General features: G+C 40.3%; 14 protein-coding genes. 7 read left to right on the forward strand and 7 right to left on the reverse strand.

Annotated elements, in window-relative coordinates:
• Positions 1-306 precede the first annotated feature (306 nt).
• The 7 genes from U0033_RS07620 (at position 307) to U0033_RS07650 (ending at position 8,332) form a co-directional block, all read left to right on the forward strand.
• Positions 307-1,056, forward strand: coding sequence for a helix-turn-helix domain-containing protein (locus tag U0033_RS07620; protein WP_177318620.1), 750 nt, complete (start codon positions 307-309; stop codon positions 1,054-1,056).
• Positions 1,057-1,149: 93 nt separating this feature from the next.
• Positions 1,150-1,971 carry a hypothetical protein gene (locus tag U0033_RS07625; protein ID WP_072362406.1) on the forward strand — a complete coding sequence of 274 codons (822 nt, stop codon included), beginning with the start codon at positions 1,150-1,152 and terminating at the stop codon, positions 1,969-1,971.
• Between the two features lie 597 nt (positions 1,972-2,568).
• A complete protein-coding gene (locus U0033_RS07630) occupies positions 2,569-2,754 on the forward strand; it encodes a hypothetical protein (RefSeq protein WP_072362405.1) in 186 nt (61 codons plus the stop codon).
• Positions 2,755-3,022: 268 nt separating this feature from the next.
• Entirely contained in the window at positions 3,023-3,901 is an 879-nt protein-coding gene (locus tag U0033_RS07635; RefSeq protein WP_072362404.1) for a DUF3347 domain-containing protein, read from the forward strand.
• 28 nt (positions 3,902-3,929) lie between these two features.
• The gene (locus U0033_RS07640; protein ID WP_072362403.1) at positions 3,930-6,050 is read left to right on the forward strand and encodes a heavy metal translocating P-type ATPase; all 2,121 of its coding nucleotides are present in this window, start codon (positions 3,930-3,932) and stop codon (positions 6,048-6,050) included.
• A gap of 10 nt (positions 6,051-6,060) precedes the next feature.
• Positions 6,061-7,260: a multicopper oxidase family protein gene (locus tag U0033_RS07645; RefSeq protein ID WP_245801783.1), complete on the forward strand. Its 1,200-nt coding sequence runs from the start codon at positions 6,061-6,063 to the stop codon at positions 7,258-7,260.
• A gap of 10 nt (positions 7,261-7,270) precedes the next feature.
• Entirely contained in the window at positions 7,271-8,332 is a 1,062-nt protein-coding gene (locus tag U0033_RS07650; protein ID WP_245801782.1) for a multicopper oxidase domain-containing protein, read from the forward strand.
• A 44-nt stretch (positions 8,333-8,376) separates the two neighbouring features.
• Here U0033_RS07650 and U0033_RS07655 read toward each other — a convergent pair whose 3' ends face one another.
• From U0033_RS07655 to U0033_RS07685, 7 genes are all read right to left on the reverse strand, one after another.
• A complete protein-coding gene (locus U0033_RS07655; protein WP_072362402.1) occupies positions 8,377-9,255 on the reverse strand; it encodes an ORF6N domain-containing protein in 879 nt (292 codons plus the stop codon).
• Positions 9,255-11,339 carry a type IA DNA topoisomerase gene (locus U0033_RS07660; protein ID WP_072362401.1) on the reverse strand — a complete coding sequence of 695 codons (2,085 nt, stop codon included), beginning with the start codon at positions 11,337-11,339 and terminating at the stop codon, positions 9,255-9,257. The genes U0033_RS07655 and U0033_RS07660 overlap by 1 nt, the downstream gene beginning before the upstream one ends.
• A 3-nt stretch (positions 11,340-11,342) precedes the next feature.
• The gene (locus tag U0033_RS07665) at positions 11,343-12,812 is read right to left on the reverse strand and encodes a DUF3945 domain-containing protein (protein WP_072362400.1); all 1,470 of its coding nucleotides are present in this window, start codon (positions 12,810-12,812) and stop codon (positions 11,343-11,345) included.
• 84 nt (positions 12,813-12,896) lie between these two features.
• Positions 12,897-13,205 (reverse strand): helix-turn-helix domain-containing protein, encoded by a 309-nt coding sequence (locus U0033_RS07670; protein ID WP_072362399.1) that lies wholly within the window; start codon positions 13,203-13,205, stop codon positions 12,897-12,899.
• A gap of 27 nt (positions 13,206-13,232) precedes the next feature.
• On the reverse strand, positions 13,233-13,586 hold the full coding sequence (locus tag U0033_RS07675; protein ID WP_072362398.1) for a helix-turn-helix domain-containing protein: 354 nt from the start codon (positions 13,584-13,586) through the stop codon (positions 13,233-13,235).
• Between the two features lie 248 nt (positions 13,587-13,834).
• Complete coding sequence (locus U0033_RS07680; RefSeq protein ID WP_072362397.1) at positions 13,835-14,680, reverse strand: RteC domain-containing protein; 846 nt, start codon at positions 14,678-14,680, stop codon at positions 13,835-13,837.
• Between the two features lie 1,017 nt (positions 14,681-15,697).
• Positions 15,698-16,231, reverse strand: coding sequence for a hypothetical protein (locus U0033_RS07685; protein ID WP_143150757.1), 534 nt, complete (start codon positions 16,229-16,231; stop codon positions 15,698-15,700).
• Positions 16,232-16,233 lie beyond the last annotated feature (2 nt).

Raw genomic sequence — 16,233 nt, forward strand, 5'->3', positions numbered from 1 at the left:
GCCCCTTTATAGAAGTGGCAGGGTTTGGCTCTGAGAGGCAGGATTTGGCGTAATGGAAATAATTAGACTATAGAAGTTCAGAGGTTTTGCTCTTTGGATTGGTTATAATTTTTGCAAATGGATGTCCATAAGGCTTACCAACAAATTAATAATCGCTAATTTTGCTAAGTGATTGGAGTTCAACAGTAAAAATACAATCATTGTAACCTTGTTTAATATCTCTGTATGTTGCTTAACAATATAAAGCCTAGTGCACCTTTGCAGTCTTTTGTCCGGTTTTACCGGATAATTGATTTCGATTTCACTATGGATACAGACGATATAATACAGGTAAAAGCCTATCGCCCAAGAATAGAACACTGTCTTCAGTTTACACCATTTGATTGCGAAAAAGTAAATTATTCGGACGGGAAAAGCATTTCTCATAAAGTAGCACTGTTTGGTCAGCAGACGGTAATGAGCCACAGAAAAGTAGGTAAGCGTTTTCTTAATTTTCAGATTGTATTTCAACCGGGCGTTCTGAGTTCGTTCTTGAGAATATCAATGGATGAACTATCTAATATTTATATAGATGCCGAACTGTTTTTCGGAACCCATTTACATAACGTAAATGAACAGCTTGCCCTGTGCAGGAATTACCAAGAGATGATTGGCATAGTTGAATTATTTTTGACTGCCCAGTTGAGGCTCCGCAATACAGCGCTACATCCAGTAAACCGTATCGCTCAATATCTGCTCACCAATGTAAGCAACCGTAAAATTGAATGGTTTGCTAGTCAGGCAAATTTAAGCTACCGGCAGTTTGACCGGGCTTTTAAAAATAATACAGGTATTACTCCCAAAGATTTTCGTAAACTCATACAACTTGATTATGCATACCTGCAAAAGAACCGCTTTCCTGATAAAGATTGGTTGAGCATTGCATTGGATAGTGGCTTTTATGACTATCAGCATCTTTCCCGTAATTACCAACAGTTCATTGGCCATTCCCCCACAGAATTTTATAAATTAGAACAGCAGGCACCGGAACGCCGTTTCGGAGATTTTGAGCAGTGAGACGTTTCACGTAATACGCGATATGTCTGTTTTATACCACCAAACTACCAATGTTGTATTTTAACTTTGTGTTAAAATACAACAGATAATAGTATGGGATTAAAAATATTGAAAACAATAGCAATTGTGTTGTTAGGTATCTTACCATACAGCACCGTTTTGTCCAATTTTTCGCCGTATTGGACTACGACTTACACTTTTCGAGATTACCTTGTAGCAAGCTTATTATTTGCGATTGTCAGTCTTCTATTAGGTTGGTGGGTTTCTACTGGAAAATTGCTTTTTAACAGCGGTTTTTTCTTTTTCCTTTTGGGATTGCTTACTGCGCCTCCATTTATGATTGGACCACCAGAAATGACCCCAAAACTTTTGGAAAGAACAACAGAAGAACATTTCCGTTACGGATTGCTATTGCTGTCAAGTATTGTTTTTGCTATCGGTTTTGTGAACATACTAAGGAAGTATTGGAAGAATATTTCTTTGGTAAATAAACTTATTGTAGTTCCCTTTGTTTTATGTTTTGCTTTTTTAATTTGGGATAATGTAACATCTTATAATTTTTCCACTGAATTAAAGGAATGGATAAATGAGGGTAGAGACCCAGCAACATTTTTTTCAAATTACGATTTTCAGGAATTTTGCCGGACTTTAGGAAGAAGCCTTATTTATATACTCATCCCTTGGTTATCTTTTATTCTCTTTAAAGATGGTTTAATAAGAAAAGGACAATTGATATTCCTTGTTCTTTTCTCCTCAATCGGAATTCTGTTCTTCTTTCTAGCGAATTTTATAGGAATACAATTTTATTTTCCGTTTATGGTTCCGGCAGTAGCTTTAGCCCCGGCTTATTGGCTTAGTTTGATGCTAATAAGCCAATGTAAATCTAAAAATATAGCAGTTGATAAGAGCCTTTAAAATTACAGAAAATTAAAACTAAAAAACCTCTGAAAATTCAGAGGTTGATTTTTATGGATTGTTGAGGATTTGGAGCATCCTGCCAACTTCAATATCCATTCGTGAAAAGGCAAACCATTTTTTGCCCAGGTCTTTAAGTGAAACATTTATATGGTACAATTTCGTTTTTCTGTTATCAAAAATCGGTCGTTAGCTTTTTCGGGAAAGCTAGCATTAATGTTTTCTTGTAGTCGTAATCTGAAATACAAGAGGTTTTTTTGCTGTGTTTCCATGCTGTAATTTTGTTTGGAATTTTACTTAAATCCTAAAATTATAAGGGGAAGCAAATGCCTTTGTGAATGTTGCAGGGTTTGGCGTTGGGAGGTAGGATTTGACGTAATGGAGGATATTAATCTTACTCTTGACTCTTAATATAGGAGAAATTAAGACGTAATATTGAATAAGTAATATAAATACACACAAAGAATGAAGAATTTGAATGCGTTTTGTGGCATTGTTATTTTATTTATAACTTTGTAACATTGAAAAGTTTAGGCAAACATATTACCTTTTTATTTTTACTCTGTTTGGGTTTCTTCCTGATACCCAGCCAAAGCTATGCTTGCTCCAAAACTGCCACTAAAACAGAGAAAACCTCTTGCTCCAAAAAACAATCCAAAAAATCAGCACATAAGCACCACAGTTGCGAAGAAAAATCCTGTAAAAAATGCAACCATAACAATGATTGTGGAGGCTGTAAAGGAAGTTCTTGCAGGTGCGGCACGACCTGTGCTAACTCGTTAAATGTGCCTACAATAATCGAATTAAGGGCAAAATATCCAATTGCCAGTACTAAAAAACAAAAATTCGGTTTTAAACAAGTCTACTATTCTTCGGGCTTTTTCTCCATTTGGTTACCGCCTAAAATAAGCTAAAACTATGGCTTGACAGCCATAAGTGTGTACTTTCAGAAGCTATATCCAGCTTTTGAGAATCCCATATTCGCACTATTTAATCAAAAATTCTAACAGGATTGGACTATAAGTCCTATTCCTAAAAAATATATTCTAATATGAAATCAACAGCAAAATTATTGATGGTAATCGTTGTGTTACTATCGTCCGTAAACAGCTTCGCACAAATCAAGAATGCGAAAACAGAAACTATAAAGATTTATGGTAACTGCGGTATGTGCAAAACCACTATCGAAAAAGCAGGAAACATAAAAAAAGTAGCCAACGTGGAATGGAACAAGGATACCAAAATGGCTACACTGACCTACGACATTGATAAAACCAGTCAAGACGAAATCCTCAAACGCATCGCTTTGGCAGGTTATGACAGTGAAAAATTCTTAGCACCGGATGACGTCTATGCTAAACTTCCGGGCTGTTGCCAATACGATAGGGCATTAAAGCCTGTTGCGAAAAACAAAAAGGCTGACATGGACATGGGTAGCGGACACGGCAGCCATGACCATAGTAAGATGGCTTCATCCGAAAAGGCTCCGGCACAAAGTGCATCGCAGCTAACAGCCGTATTTGATAATTACTTTTCCGTAAAGGATGCCCTGATAAAGACCGATGCTACTAATGCTTCTGACAAAGCTGCTGCATTGGTTAAATCTGTTGGCATAGTGGACATGAGCAAGCTATCCGCAGAAGAACATACCGTTTGGATGAAAGTAATGAAAAACATAGCAGCCAATGCAGAAGGCATTTCTAAATCAAAAGATATTTCCAAACAAAGAGAAGCCTTTGCCACGCTATCAACGAATGTTTATGAATTGGCAAGAGTGTCTAAACAGAATGCCTCCGTTTACTATCAGCATTGCCCAATGTACAATGGCGGCAGAGGAGCAAATTGGTTAAGCAAAGAAAATGCGGTTAAGAACCCGTATTACGGCTCACAGATGCTTACCTGTGGAAGTACAGTTGAAACATTAAAGTAATTATAATCGAATTTAAAACAATAAAACGATGGTAAAATATACGTGTCCCATGCACCCGCAGGTGCTAAAGGACGAGCCGGGCAAATGCCCGCTTTGCGGTATGGCATTGGTTTCAATGGGTAATCCGTCAACTTCTCACGACCATAAAGCAGAACATGGTCATTCAGAACATACCCATCATAAACATACTGAAGAGAACTTTAATAAACACGCAGGGCATCATACGGGTGATTTCCTGAAACGTTTTTGGGCAAGCCTCGTCATCACAGTTCCTATCCTGCTGCTTTCGCACATGATACAGCAATGGCTTGGTTTCAGCATTGCATTTATGGGCGATAAATACGTGTTGCTTGTATTGGGAACAGCTATCTATATCTATGGTGGCTTGCCATTCTTAAAAGGAATGGCAGGTGAAATAAAAGCCAAAAGCATAGGTATGATGACCCTCGTTGCCATAGCCATATCCGTTGCCTATATCTATTCGGTAGCTGTTGTTTTCGGTTTGCAGGGGATGGATTTCTTTTGGGAACTAGCAACCCTTATTGATATTATGCTATTGGGGCATTGGCTCGAAATGCGTTCCCAAATGGCGGCATCGAGGGCATTGCAGACATTGGTAGCGTTGCTCCCGAACGATGTCACTGTTGAGCGGAACGGTGAAGCCATGAAGATAAAGCTCCAAGAACTGCAAAGCGGTGAAACGGTTATCATAAAACCGGGTGAAAAAATTCCTGCTGATGGCTTGGTCGCAGAGGGGCTTTCCTATATTAACGAAAGTATGCTCACAGGCGAAAGCGTTCCCGTAAAAAAGGAAAAGGACAGTAAGGTTATCGCAGGGTCTATCAATGGAGATGGAGCATTGAAAGTTAAGGTAACAGCCATTGGGAAAGACAGCTACCTGAACAGGGTCATTAACCTGGTGCAAGAGGCACAGGCAACCAAATCGGGTACACAGAACCTTGCGGACAAGGTAGCAAAATGGCTGACCTTTATTGCCATTGCCGTAGGAGTAGGCACATTCATTTATTGGTTTGCAAATAGTGGCGATACCGCCTTTGCATTGGAAAGAATGGTAACGGTAATGGTAACAGCCTGTCCGCACGCTTTAGGTGTGGCTATACCGTTGGTAGTTGCTATTTCCACAACACTTTCGGCAACCAATGGTCTGTTGATACGCAACCGTAACGCATTTGAAATCACAAGGAACATATCAACCGTTATTTTTGACAAAACCGGAACACTCACCAAAGGTTCCCATACCGTAGAAAAGGTTATCCCGTTGAACAGTGAATACAATGCCGATGAGCTGATACAGTATGCCGCTGCCGTACAGCAAAATTCAGAACACCATATCGCAAAAGGCATTATGGCAACCTTAAAGGAAAAGCGCCTTGCCTTATGGAAATCGGAGAATTTTAGCTACATGCAGGGCATCGGTGTGCAAGGTAACGTCAACGGGAAAAGTGTCATAGCTGCCGGAAAAAACTACTTCAGCGAAAACCACCTTTCGTTACCGGAAATACCAAAGGAAATCAATCAGGATGCCGAAACGGTAAACTTTCTGTTAATTGAAGATAAAGTAGTCGGGATTATCACCTTGGCAGACAGCATCCGTGAGGGTTCGGAACAAGCAATTGACGAACTCAAAAAAATGGGTATCAAATCTTTTCTGCTCACAGGCGACAATGAGAGGATTGCAGCTGCAGTAGCCGACAAATTAGGAATGGACGGTTTTTTAGCAAATGTACTTCCGCACAACAAGCAGGAGAAAGTAAAGGAATTACAGGCAAAAGGTGAAACCGTGGCAATGACAGGCGACGGTGTAAATGATGCGCCTGCACTGGCACAGGCTGACGTGGGCATAGCCATAGGTTCCGGTACTGACGTGGCTGCCGAAACTGCGGATATCATATTGGTGGACAGCGACCCAAGAGATGTAGTAAAGCTGATTGGCTTTGCTAAACGTACCTACAAAAAAATGGTGCAAAACCTGATATGGGCAGTTGGTTACAACGTGGTTGCAATTCCGCTTGCGGCAGGCATACTCTATCCGAAATTTATTTTAAGCCCCGCAATGGGTGCTGTGCTGATGAGTGTAAGCACAATTGTAGTAGCTATCAATGCAAGTCTTCTAAAAATTAATAAATGAGATTTTTAAAATGGATATACAAAACCTTTTTCAAAAAAAGCTGCTGCCGATAGTTTTATTGCTTTTAGCAGCACATATTTCTTTTGCACAAAAAGTTGTCCGTTATGACTTGTATGTAAAAGACACTATCGTAAACTATGCAGGTAAATCAAAAAGGGCTATTGCCTTAAACGGTCAAATACCGATGCCAACGCTCACATTTACAGAGGGCGACACAGCCGAGATTGTGGTGCATAACCGGTTAAAGGAAAGTACATCACTGCATTGGCACGGCGTATTTTTACCCAACAAAGAAGATGGCGTACCCTGGCTTACCCAAAAGCCTATCGAAGCAGGGGCAACCTATACCTATCGTTTTCCAATTATACAAAACGGAACGCATTGGTATCATTCCCATTCTGGTTTGCAGGAGCAGATTGGGATGTACGGCAGTTTTATAATGAAAAAGCGGGATGATGATAAAACCCTTAGAAAGGGAATTGATGATTTGCCTACTGTACCCATCATTTTGAGTGAATGGACAAATCTCAATCCGAATAACATCAACCGGATGCTACATAATGCCAATGATTGGGCGGCGATTAAAAAGAATGCTACGCAATCTTACGCAGAGGCTATCCGTGAAGGAAAGTTTAAAACCAAATTAACCAATGAATGGAAACGGATGTTGGCAATGGACGTGAGCGACGTGTATTACGACAAAATCCTCATCAACGGAAACCATACTACCGACCTGAAAACAGTTGACGGTAAGACCCTAAAGGCAGGCGACAAGGTAAGGTTACGTATATCCAACGGCGGTGCATCATCTTACTTTTGGCTCCGGTACGCTGGCGGCAAAATGACCATAGTAGCAAGTGATGGTAATGACGTAGAGCCTGTTGAGGTGGACAGGCTCATCATTGCCGTATCGGAAACCTATGACGTGGTAGTTACCATTCCCGATGATGGGTTGTCCTATGAGTTCCTTGCAACAACCGAGGATAGGACACAATCAGCAAGCTATTACATTGGAAATGGTATCAAACAGCTTATTTCACCACTTCCGAGGCTCAAATATTTTGAGGGTATGAAAATGATGAACGACATGATGAAAATGAATGGCGACTTAGATGATATGGGTATGAAAATGAGCCTGAACCAAATGGACATGAACGTGGTCATGTACCCCGAAATAACTGGCGAAGCTGAAAAAAAAACCAGACCATAACCAACATGGTATGAAAATGGACAATGACCCCAACCGTTATAATGCCAACGCTTTGGGAGATATTGTTACCCTAAACTATGCTATGCTGAAATCTCCGCACAATACAACACTTCCTACAGATGCCCCGGTGAAAGACATTAAATTTACCCTGACGGGAAATATGAACCGTTATGTATGGAGCATGGACAATAAGGTGCTTTCCGAAACCGATAAAATACCGGTAAATAAAGGAGAAATTTTACGCATTACCATTTACAATAACTCTATGATGCGCCATCCGATGCACCTGCATGGGTTTGATTTCAGGGTATTGAACGGCAACGGCGAAAATGCACCGATGAAAAATATCATTGATATTATGCCGATGGAAACTGATACGATAGAATTTGCAGCGAATGAGGAGGGCGACTGGTTTTTTCACTGCCATATACTCTATCACATGATGTCGGGGATGAACCGTGTGTTTGCCGTGGGTGATTATCAGAACCCTTATCTGCCTGATAAGCCAAAAGCCTATAAAGCATTACAAAGAGAAAGTAATATGCCACATTTTATGATACAGAATGATTTTGCAACCAATGGTAATGACGGAGAAGCGATGCTTCAGAATACAAGATGGAATTTAGGCACAGAATGGCGATTGGGTTACAACGATATGCACGGCTATGAAGTGGAAACCCATTTGGGAAGATATATCGGTAAAATGCAATGGTTTATGCCGTTTATAGGCTTTGACTGGCGATATCGAAGAATGGGGATAGACGAACAGGAAAAGAACCTGTTCGGGCAAAAGAATGAAAAAGATACACGAAGAGCATTTAGCTTGGGCTTTATGTACACCTTGCCAATGCTCGTTAATTTTCAGGCAGAAGTATATCACGATGGTATTATACGACTGTCACTGATGCGTGAAGATATTCCTGTGTCCAAAAGAGTGAGGGCTGGCTTTATGGTCAATACAGACAAAGAATTTATGGGTCAATTGAGATACATTATCAATAAAAATTTGAATGTGCGTGTGCATTATGATAGTGATATGGGATTCGGTGGAGGTTTAACGCTCAATTATTAGACCTTATACAGCAACCCCTCTTAGATTTCAGAGGGGTTTCATTTTTACCTGTTTAAAATTTGGAGCATCCTGCCGACTTCAATATCCATTCGGGAAAATGCAAACCATTTTTTGCCCAAATCTTTGAGCGAAGCCCCGATGTGGTAAAGCTCCGCACCGTCAATGATTAAAAAGCGGTCATGGGCATCGGCAAATACTTCAATTTCAATAGGTGGATATTGACTGTTGTAACGTTGCAAATCCAGCCGTAACTGATTACTGATGCTTTTGGTATAGATTGTTGCGGTTACAACCGAACTGCGTTTACCCATCAAAGTCAGTACTGTATCGTCCACGTAATTATCCAGCAGGATAATGGAACTTTTGGAACTTCTGATAATATCAGATACAAAGGCGTAGGCATCAAAAACCTGCCCATTGTAGAAGATACCTTTTTCGCTATGGAGCTTGTCGCTTTCCAAAGCCTTAAATAACTCTTCAAATTTTTGGTCGGCTTCGATTTGCTTTAATTCAATATTATCCAAACGATGAAACAAAGAAGCGTTGCTGATGAGCATACGCCGCATTTCTACGAAGGCTTCCATAATTTCCACGCTGACTTTAACGGCTATATCGGAACGGAGTATGGCAGATACCATTGCAACCCCTTGTTCGGTAAAAACGTATGGTAAATAACGTCTGCCACCATAAGTTAAACTTGAGGTTCCAATTTGGAACCTCAAGTTGGTGGCTTCCTCATCGGTCAATTGAAAGCAGAAAGAAACAGGGAACCTTTCCATATTTCTTTTTACGGCTTTGTTGAGGTTCTTCGTTTCCACCTGGTACAAGGAAGCGAGATCACTGTCCAGCATCACTTGTTTGCCACGTAGGGTATGAATCAGGTTCTTGATTTCAGTTGGAATTATGGTAGGCTTATTTTCCATTACTTTTTGTAGCTTTTGTTATTATCAAACTCAAAAGAGGTCTTGCAGTCATTATCCAATACGATATAAGCATCGAATTTCTTTCCCGCCTTGCTTTTCATTCCTTTGATGAGTGTTGTTTTCCTTTTGTTGACAAGGCTTTCAATATCGGCGATGCCGATTTGTACGCCACATACGTTGCGGAACTGTACCCAATTGCAAGCTTCATCAGGGCATTTTATAATCTTGTCACGGATAATGAGTTGATGGCTTTTGCATTTCGGACAAGTCAGTTGAGGCAGGTTGCCTTTGGCAATTGAAGTTTGCAGCAGTTCATTTGTAATTGAGGAAGCATAGGTTTCCATTTCCGTTTGAAATTCCCCCGCATCCGCTTCGCCCATTTCGATTTTCTGCAAAGCCAATTCCCATTCGGCGGTCATCGCCACGTCTGCAATTTTCCGGTCTTTTACCAGCTCATACACCTGCAATCCTTTTTCTGTAGGAATTAAGGATTTCTTTTCCCTTTGGATATAGTTACGGGTAAACAGGGTTTCAATGATTGCGGCTCTTGTCGCAGGAGTGCCGATACCTATATTTTGCAAGGCTTTCCGTTCTTCTTCGTTCTCTATTTCCTTTCCGGCAGTTTCCATTGCCGACAAAAGTCCTGCTTCAGTATATAGTACGGGCGGTTTGGTCTTCTTTTCCAAAACGGAGGCTTCCTTTATTTTCAGTTCGTCGCCCTTTTTCAATTCGGGAATATCCTGCACAGGTTCGCTATCATCCTCCGAGAAGCTGCCTTTAATGCCACGCCAGCCAGCTTCCATAATCTTACAGCCTTTTGCTGCAAAATCATAATGCAGTACCTGCAAATTAACGTCGGTTATTTCTTTGATACAGGCTTGCGAAATAGCTTCGAGCAACCGAAGGGCAATCATATCGTAAACAGAATTTTCCTTTGCGTTAAGGGCAGACGGTATTTTATCCGTAATCAGTAGCCCGTGATGATCGGTAACACGCAGGTCGTTTACAATGCGTTTATTGAAACGCCCCCATTTCATTTTGCTTACGGCTTGCTTGCAGGTATCACGGTCCTGCAAAGCCCGCACGAGGTTGGGAATTTCTGTCCACATATCTTCAGGAATGTATTTACTTCCGGTGCGTGGATAAGTGATAAATTTCTTTTCGTAAAGGCTTTGGGCAATGTTGAGAGTTTCTTCAGCCGAAAGGTTCAATTTTTTGTTCGCTTCCTTTTGCAGCCCTGTAAGGTCAAACAACAACGGCGGCTGCTCTGTAACGCTTTTAGTTTCCTCCGATGCCACGGTTGCCGTATTACTTCGCTGTATGGCATTCAGCGTATTATCGGCAAGTCTTTGGTCATCCCATCTGCTTTTGGAAAGGCTTTTAAAATCAACCATTTCTTTGCTGTGCGATAGTTGGATCTGCCAGTAGCTTCTTACCGTGAAATTTTTGTTCTCCAGGTAGCGTTTGCAGATTAGGGCCAGTGTTGGTGTTTGTACCCGTCCGAGCGAATAAACGCCATTACCTGCGGCAATGCTCAACGCTTGTGTAGCATTTATGCCCACGAGCCAATCGGCACGGCTTCTGCCTTGTGCCGCCTGATACAATCCATCAAAGTCTGCTCCGTCTTTGAGGTTATCAAATCCCTGCTTAATGGCTTTTTCGGTAAGCGAACTAATCCAAAGCCGTTCAAACGGTTTGCCACATTTCAGGTATTCGTAAATATACCTGAAAATTAGTTCGCCCTCACGTCCTGCATCGGTAGCAACGATGATGCTATCGCTTTTATTGAATAGTTCTTTAATGACTTTTAGTTGCTTCGTTGCACCTGCATCGGCGATATAGCCCTTATCTTTTTTGACCTTGCGGACGGTCAGTAAAAATGGGTTGGGCAATATCGGTAAAGCGGTTTTGTCAAACCCTGAAATGCCGTAGTCTTCGGGCATTCCCAATCCTATCAAGTGACCGAATGCCCACGTAACAAGATAGCCGTTACCTGTCAGGTAGCCGTCCTTTTTTTTGGATGCCCCCAGCAAGCCCGCTATTTCTCTTGCTACGCTTGGTTTTTCTGCAATTATTGTTTTCATACGCTAAACTTTTCTTCCCTTGGATTTGGCAGGCGCTTGCGGTTTTTCCTGTTGCTCCTGCTGCTGTTTGTTTTTCGGAGTATGCTGTCCCGATTTCAAAGGCTCATTGATTTTTTTGGTCGCTTCATTGTTTTTACCCTCAGAATTAACGGCAACCTGGGTTTTATTGGCTTCGGCAGGTTTTGCCTGTGCCTTAACCTGGCTTGGGAACTGGAAGTTTGTTTTTCCGGTTTCTGCATTGAAAGTAATATAGCCCTGATATGGCTGCCCTTTCTTATCCTTCAACCCGTCGATGTAAACAGTTTGCCCGGCTTTAAAATCCTTATGCTGCTCATCGGTCAGTTCTTTGCCCCTGAAAGTTTTCGGCGCTTCCTGCGGCTGGCTTTGCTGATTGGTCTGCTGATTGGTCTGCCCATTGTTTTGGGTCTGCCTGTTGGTGTTGTTACGGTCAAACAAAAACTCCACATAACGCTTGTCCGCATTGAACTGTACGGTTGCAGAGAACTCTGTTCCCTTGGTGGAGGTCATACCGTCTAACTTTAAGGGCTTGCCCTCCATTAAGGTTTGCTTTTGGGCATCGTCCAGTTTCACGCCCTTTATCTCATTAGGAATTTTGACGAACTCCGTCCGTAGGGCAATTACATCATTGGTAAGCCTGTCTATACTGATAATAGAAGGCATCTGTTCGCCTGTCTTGGTATTTGTTAGGTTAACTACACGACCCATGTTGCCTGTTGCGAGCAGGTTTTTCTTATCCTCGTCTGTAAACTTGTGTCCGAAAAACTCAAAATGCAGGTTAGGCTCTTTTTTAATGCCGTGTATTCCTACCACAACTCTTCCATCCTCTGCTTGCTGCAAAGACAGGCGGGCATCCGTGCGAAGAATAGTACCACCCAGGTTAACCCCTATCGGTAAGAGTTCATTAGTTTTATAACCTTTCAATAAAGGGTCAAGGAGGTTTCTTTTTTCAAGGTACTCCTTACTTAATCCGAGATTGTTCATCGTGTCCCAATCAATCTGTTCCGGTTTGTAGCGGTATTCGCCTGTTTCCGGTGCTGTCTGTGTTGTTGCCATATCTTTTTGATTTTCTTGTTTTTTATCCGGTTGAGGTTCGGGTTTTACTTCGTGTTCTTTCATCACTTTTTCGCCTTCGGGAGTAGGCTTATCTACCTGCTTCTGCATTTGCTCTGCCTTTTCAACGGCAAGTGGCGCAGGCACTTTAAAGAATGAGAAATTGGTAGGGTTCTTTAACTGACTGAAAAAATTGGAAAAGAAGTTGGAAAAGAAATCACCGCTCTTGTCCACACGCATAAACTGGTTTTGGTTTTTTTTCGTGGGGTCTACGGTTTCCATTTTTCCATTCTCGTCAATGCTCTTTACCGCCTGGATTTTCATTTTTTCTTTATCCAGCACCAACAGAATGTCCGATAGCTGTTCGGGCATTTTCGGTTTGTTAGTTGTTTCTTCGCTCATATTCTGAAAATTTAAAAGTTCACGCCCGAATGTAAAGGAAGCGTTCACTGCATTGCCCGAAGTGGCACTCAAAGGCAGTATTTGTCACTTATTGGCGCTCAGTTTGGTGGTAGGCGGATTAAAACTTTCCCTTATGAACTGATGTACGTCGGATAGTTTGTAATACAGCTTACCGCTGATGGTGTAATAAGGCAGCTTGCCGATAGAGCGATAACGTTGAAGGGAACGGTTACTGATTTTGAGCATCTGAAGCAAATCCTGGTTATCAAGTAATTCTTCGCCGTCTATGCTGTTGCGTTTCTTTTGCAATTCGTTTATATTGTCGCCCAGCATATCGAGGCGACCCATAAGGCGCTCCATCCACGCCAAAAATTCCATTCTGTCAATATTCATAGGAACATACTTTTTGAGGGTTCATACCTATTTGTTATCTGTCTTTATCTTCCTGCCTTTCTTGACATAGCTTTTGCCCTTTGCCATAAGTTCCTGCACAAACTCGTCACTGCTCTGTATGGCATTAGCGTTAAGCATATCCCTGATCGCTCCGATGGTATAGAAATATTGACCATAGATTTTTGAATAGGCTATCTCGCCTTTAGTACGCATACGCCATAGCGTTTTCTCGCTGATGTGCAGGTATTGGCATACCTCGTGGTTATTGAGCCACAGATCATCATAGCTTTTATCTTCCTGTCTTTTCAGATAATCAGCAATGGCGTTTATACGGCTATTAAGCTGTTGCCACGCTTCATCTTCAATAGTTATTATTTTCATTGCACAGCTTTTTAAATGTTTACTATGCAAAATTGGTAAGGGTGGCAGAGTTTGTCTGCCAATGCCTGCCAATTGGTTTAGCGGTTTTTTGAAAATAATTGCAAAGCGGCAAAACCCTTGTTTGATAAGGGTTTCAGAAGATTTGGGGTTGTTATTACATCATTTTACCACGATTTGCCAATTGGCACATATGGGCAAAAAAAAAGCAGTACGTCCAGAGTACTGCTTTTAAATGTGTGTTCAATACATTAAAGGTCTTTATCCATATAGTCTTCTAACGCAATCTTAAGTTGGTCTAAGAAAACCGTTCTGGAACCTGCCCTTGTTTTCATCCGGTGGAAAGCATGATGCAAGTCGCTTAATGGTATTCGGAAAAGTATCTGGAACATTAGGCTTATCTTTCTAATGCCGATTTTTCCGAATCCAATGCAATTGGAAGCATAGAGGGCGTATATCAATTCAATAAGGGCGTTTTTACTCTCTGTCCAGGAGACATCCTTTGGGCTTTCCGTATTTTTAAATACCATGTCGGGATTTTCATCAGGATTGATTTTCGTTATCAAGTAAGAGTAAAGCAGATCGTTGGCAATAATCCTGGCAGTTTTGTAATCAAAGAATGTTGAAAAATCAGGGTCTACCTCAAATACGATGCTATTAAGTCCATCATGATAATTTATGTTACCTCGCTTGAAATAAATATTATCACGATCCATTCGTCCGGAACGATAATATCTATAAAAATCTGAGTTGCAAAGATGTTCAACATATTCCCGTTTTAGGTTTGCCAATTGGTTAGAGAAGTAACTGTAATAGATTTTTCCGTTGCTCACAGGACAGGTAGTTTCAATTCGATAGATTTTATTATAGTAAATGAGCTTTCCCAGGATTTGCGGTTTAATAGTTCGGAAGAAGTGCACCTCTTCATCGTCGTTTTTAAAACCTTCTTCAACTACATATTTCTTTACAGAGAATAAAAGGTCCTGAAGATATTTTGTCATTTCATACGTCTCATCAATCACGCTTTTGCTTTGAGATGAAATCTTATTCTCCTTATTATGTATCTCTATAATGATATTTTCTAATGAATATTTCATAGCTTAAAATTTTGAGATGTACGGAATTTAAGTCAACGCAACTATTCACTCTGCAAACTTTGCCATTAACTTTCAAAAAAATACCCAAGTTGGGTGCAACTTGGGTAATATTTTTTTCGGAATTAGCGATATTTAATTCAAACTCCATATCTAAAATTGGCACCTTGCTCATTATTGAGCATAAATAAATAGCTAAACGCTGTTGTTATTTAACACCAACTAATGGATACAGCGTTGATCAATATAGTCGAATTAAAGCTTCTTAATCAAGTACTTTAGTCAACTAGAACTGCCTCTAAAATCAAATGTAAGAATAAGGGATTTCTATTTTTTTGTATATTTGCTACTGATTTACAAGGAAATCGGATTAATATTAATGCAATAAGCACCATTACTAAATCGTTACCGATAACAAATTCCTGTCTCGTAAGCCTTTCTTTATTAAGTCGTTCAGGCTTAACTAATCTTTTTTCTTAAAAAAAATCCATTAATCAAAACACCAATGGCAATTATAAGAATTGTAAACAAATTAAATGCTGTAAAAAATTCCATGTTTAGCGTATGTTCAAATTTCTGAAGGCCTAATAGTAGGAAAGTTCGAATCGATCGATTAATTTGGATTTGCCACAAAACAAACTATGAGAACCATAGAGCACCTTCCAGACCGATTCTCACTGGAAAAGTATAGAAAAAATATTAACGAACAAAAGAAAGCATAAATATTGCCTTCGTACTGTCTTCAATGCTATTTTATGGTAAACGTCTAACGAGGGGAACCATTGAGAATTTAAAAATCCTCCTATCCGATGTAAAAAAACTGTCATACAGGACATACTTCATTTTTTCGCTTTCTTCTTCTGCGTCCTTTTTGCAATGTCTATTATCCACTGCCTTTTGGTTCCGTATAAAATCAATATTACACTTCCACAGTAAATAGCTCCTAAGGGGAGAGGCAGTACTTTATTAGCCCGACCTTGATCATAATATTCAACCGCCGATACACCTCTTAAATCCAGATCAATTGTACTCTTCATACTTCAAATCATCTCTAATTAAAACAGTCCCGTCCCTGGTTATCATTATAATACCTTTGGAAGGCGTAAAAGTATAGATCGGATGAACACTAGAAGTAAAGTCACCTGCAGGATTTAATATATATTGGATAAACGTATTCCCGTCTTTGTGATAAATGGTTTTTATCTGAAGGCGGTAATTCAAACCACTAATTTTTATTACCGGATTAACTCTTTTCCCTTTCAAATAAAATGGACTCCATTTTTTTCCGATTAACACAAACCAGTTATTATTTGAGACTTTAAATGTAGATGATGTTCGCAATGTATCTTTTGAAAATAATCTTTGTTCTCTAAAGATCGTATCGCATAAGTATTCTCTACAATAACGAAACTCATTTTCCATCCCTGGATAAAACAGTTTGGCTGAATCTACATATCTTTTTTCTGCCACAGTAAATTTGTAACAAGTCTTATTTTGAGCATTAACCACTACACTCCATAGCATTAGAGCAAATACGCATATGTACATTTTCATAG

The sequence above is a fragment of the Chitinophaga sancti genome (genome assembly GCF_034424315.1).
GTDB lineage: Bacteria > Bacteroidota > Bacteroidia > Chitinophagales > Chitinophagaceae > Chitinophaga > Chitinophaga sancti.

Bases quoted from the DNA above. Each gene is read 5' to 3' on its own strand.
- U0033_RS07665 (WP_072362400.1), bottom strand. From the start codon at position 12,812: ATGAGCGAAGAAACAACTAACAAACCGAAAATGCCCGAACAGCTATCG.
- U0033_RS07645 (WP_245801783.1), top strand. From the start codon at position 6,061: ATGGATATACAAAACCTTTTTCAAAAAAAGCTGCTGCCGATAGTTTTA.
- U0033_RS07675 (WP_072362398.1), bottom strand. From the start codon at position 13,586: ATGAAAATAATAACTATTGAAGATGAAGCGTGGCAACAGCTTAATAGC.
- U0033_RS07630 (WP_072362405.1), top strand. From the start codon at position 2,569: ATGCTTGCTCCAAAACTGCCACTAAAACAGAGAAAACCTCTTGCTCCA.
- U0033_RS07640 (WP_072362403.1), top strand. From the start codon at position 3,930: ATGGTAAAATATACGTGTCCCATGCACCCGCAGGTGCTAAAGGACGAG.
- U0033_RS07625 (WP_072362406.1), top strand. From the start codon at position 1,150: ATGGGATTAAAAATATTGAAAACAATAGCAATTGTGTTGTTAGGTATC.
- U0033_RS07635 (WP_072362404.1), top strand. From the start codon at position 3,023: ATGAAATCAACAGCAAAATTATTGATGGTAATCGTTGTGTTACTATCG.
- U0033_RS07670 (WP_072362399.1), bottom strand. From the start codon at position 13,205: ATGAATATTGACAGAATGGAATTTTTGGCGTGGATGGAGCGCCTTATG.
- U0033_RS07685 (WP_143150757.1), bottom strand. From the start codon at position 16,231: ATGAAAATGTACATATGCGTATTTGCTCTAATGCTATGGAGTGTAGTG.
- U0033_RS07680 (WP_072362397.1), bottom strand. From the start codon at position 14,680: ATGAAATATTCATTAGAAAATATCATTATAGAGATACATAATAAGGAG.
- U0033_RS07650 (WP_245801782.1), top strand. From the start codon at position 7,271: ATGAAAATGGACAATGACCCCAACCGTTATAATGCCAACGCTTTGGGA.
- U0033_RS07620 (WP_177318620.1), top strand. From the start codon at position 307: ATGGATACAGACGATATAATACAGGTAAAAGCCTATCGCCCAAGAATA.
- U0033_RS07655 (WP_072362402.1), bottom strand. From the start codon at position 9,255: ATGGAAAATAAGCCTACCATAATTCCAACTGAAATCAAGAACCTGATT.
- U0033_RS07660 (WP_072362401.1), bottom strand. From the start codon at position 11,339: ATGAAAACAATAATTGCAGAAAAACCAAGCGTAGCAAGAGAAATAGCG.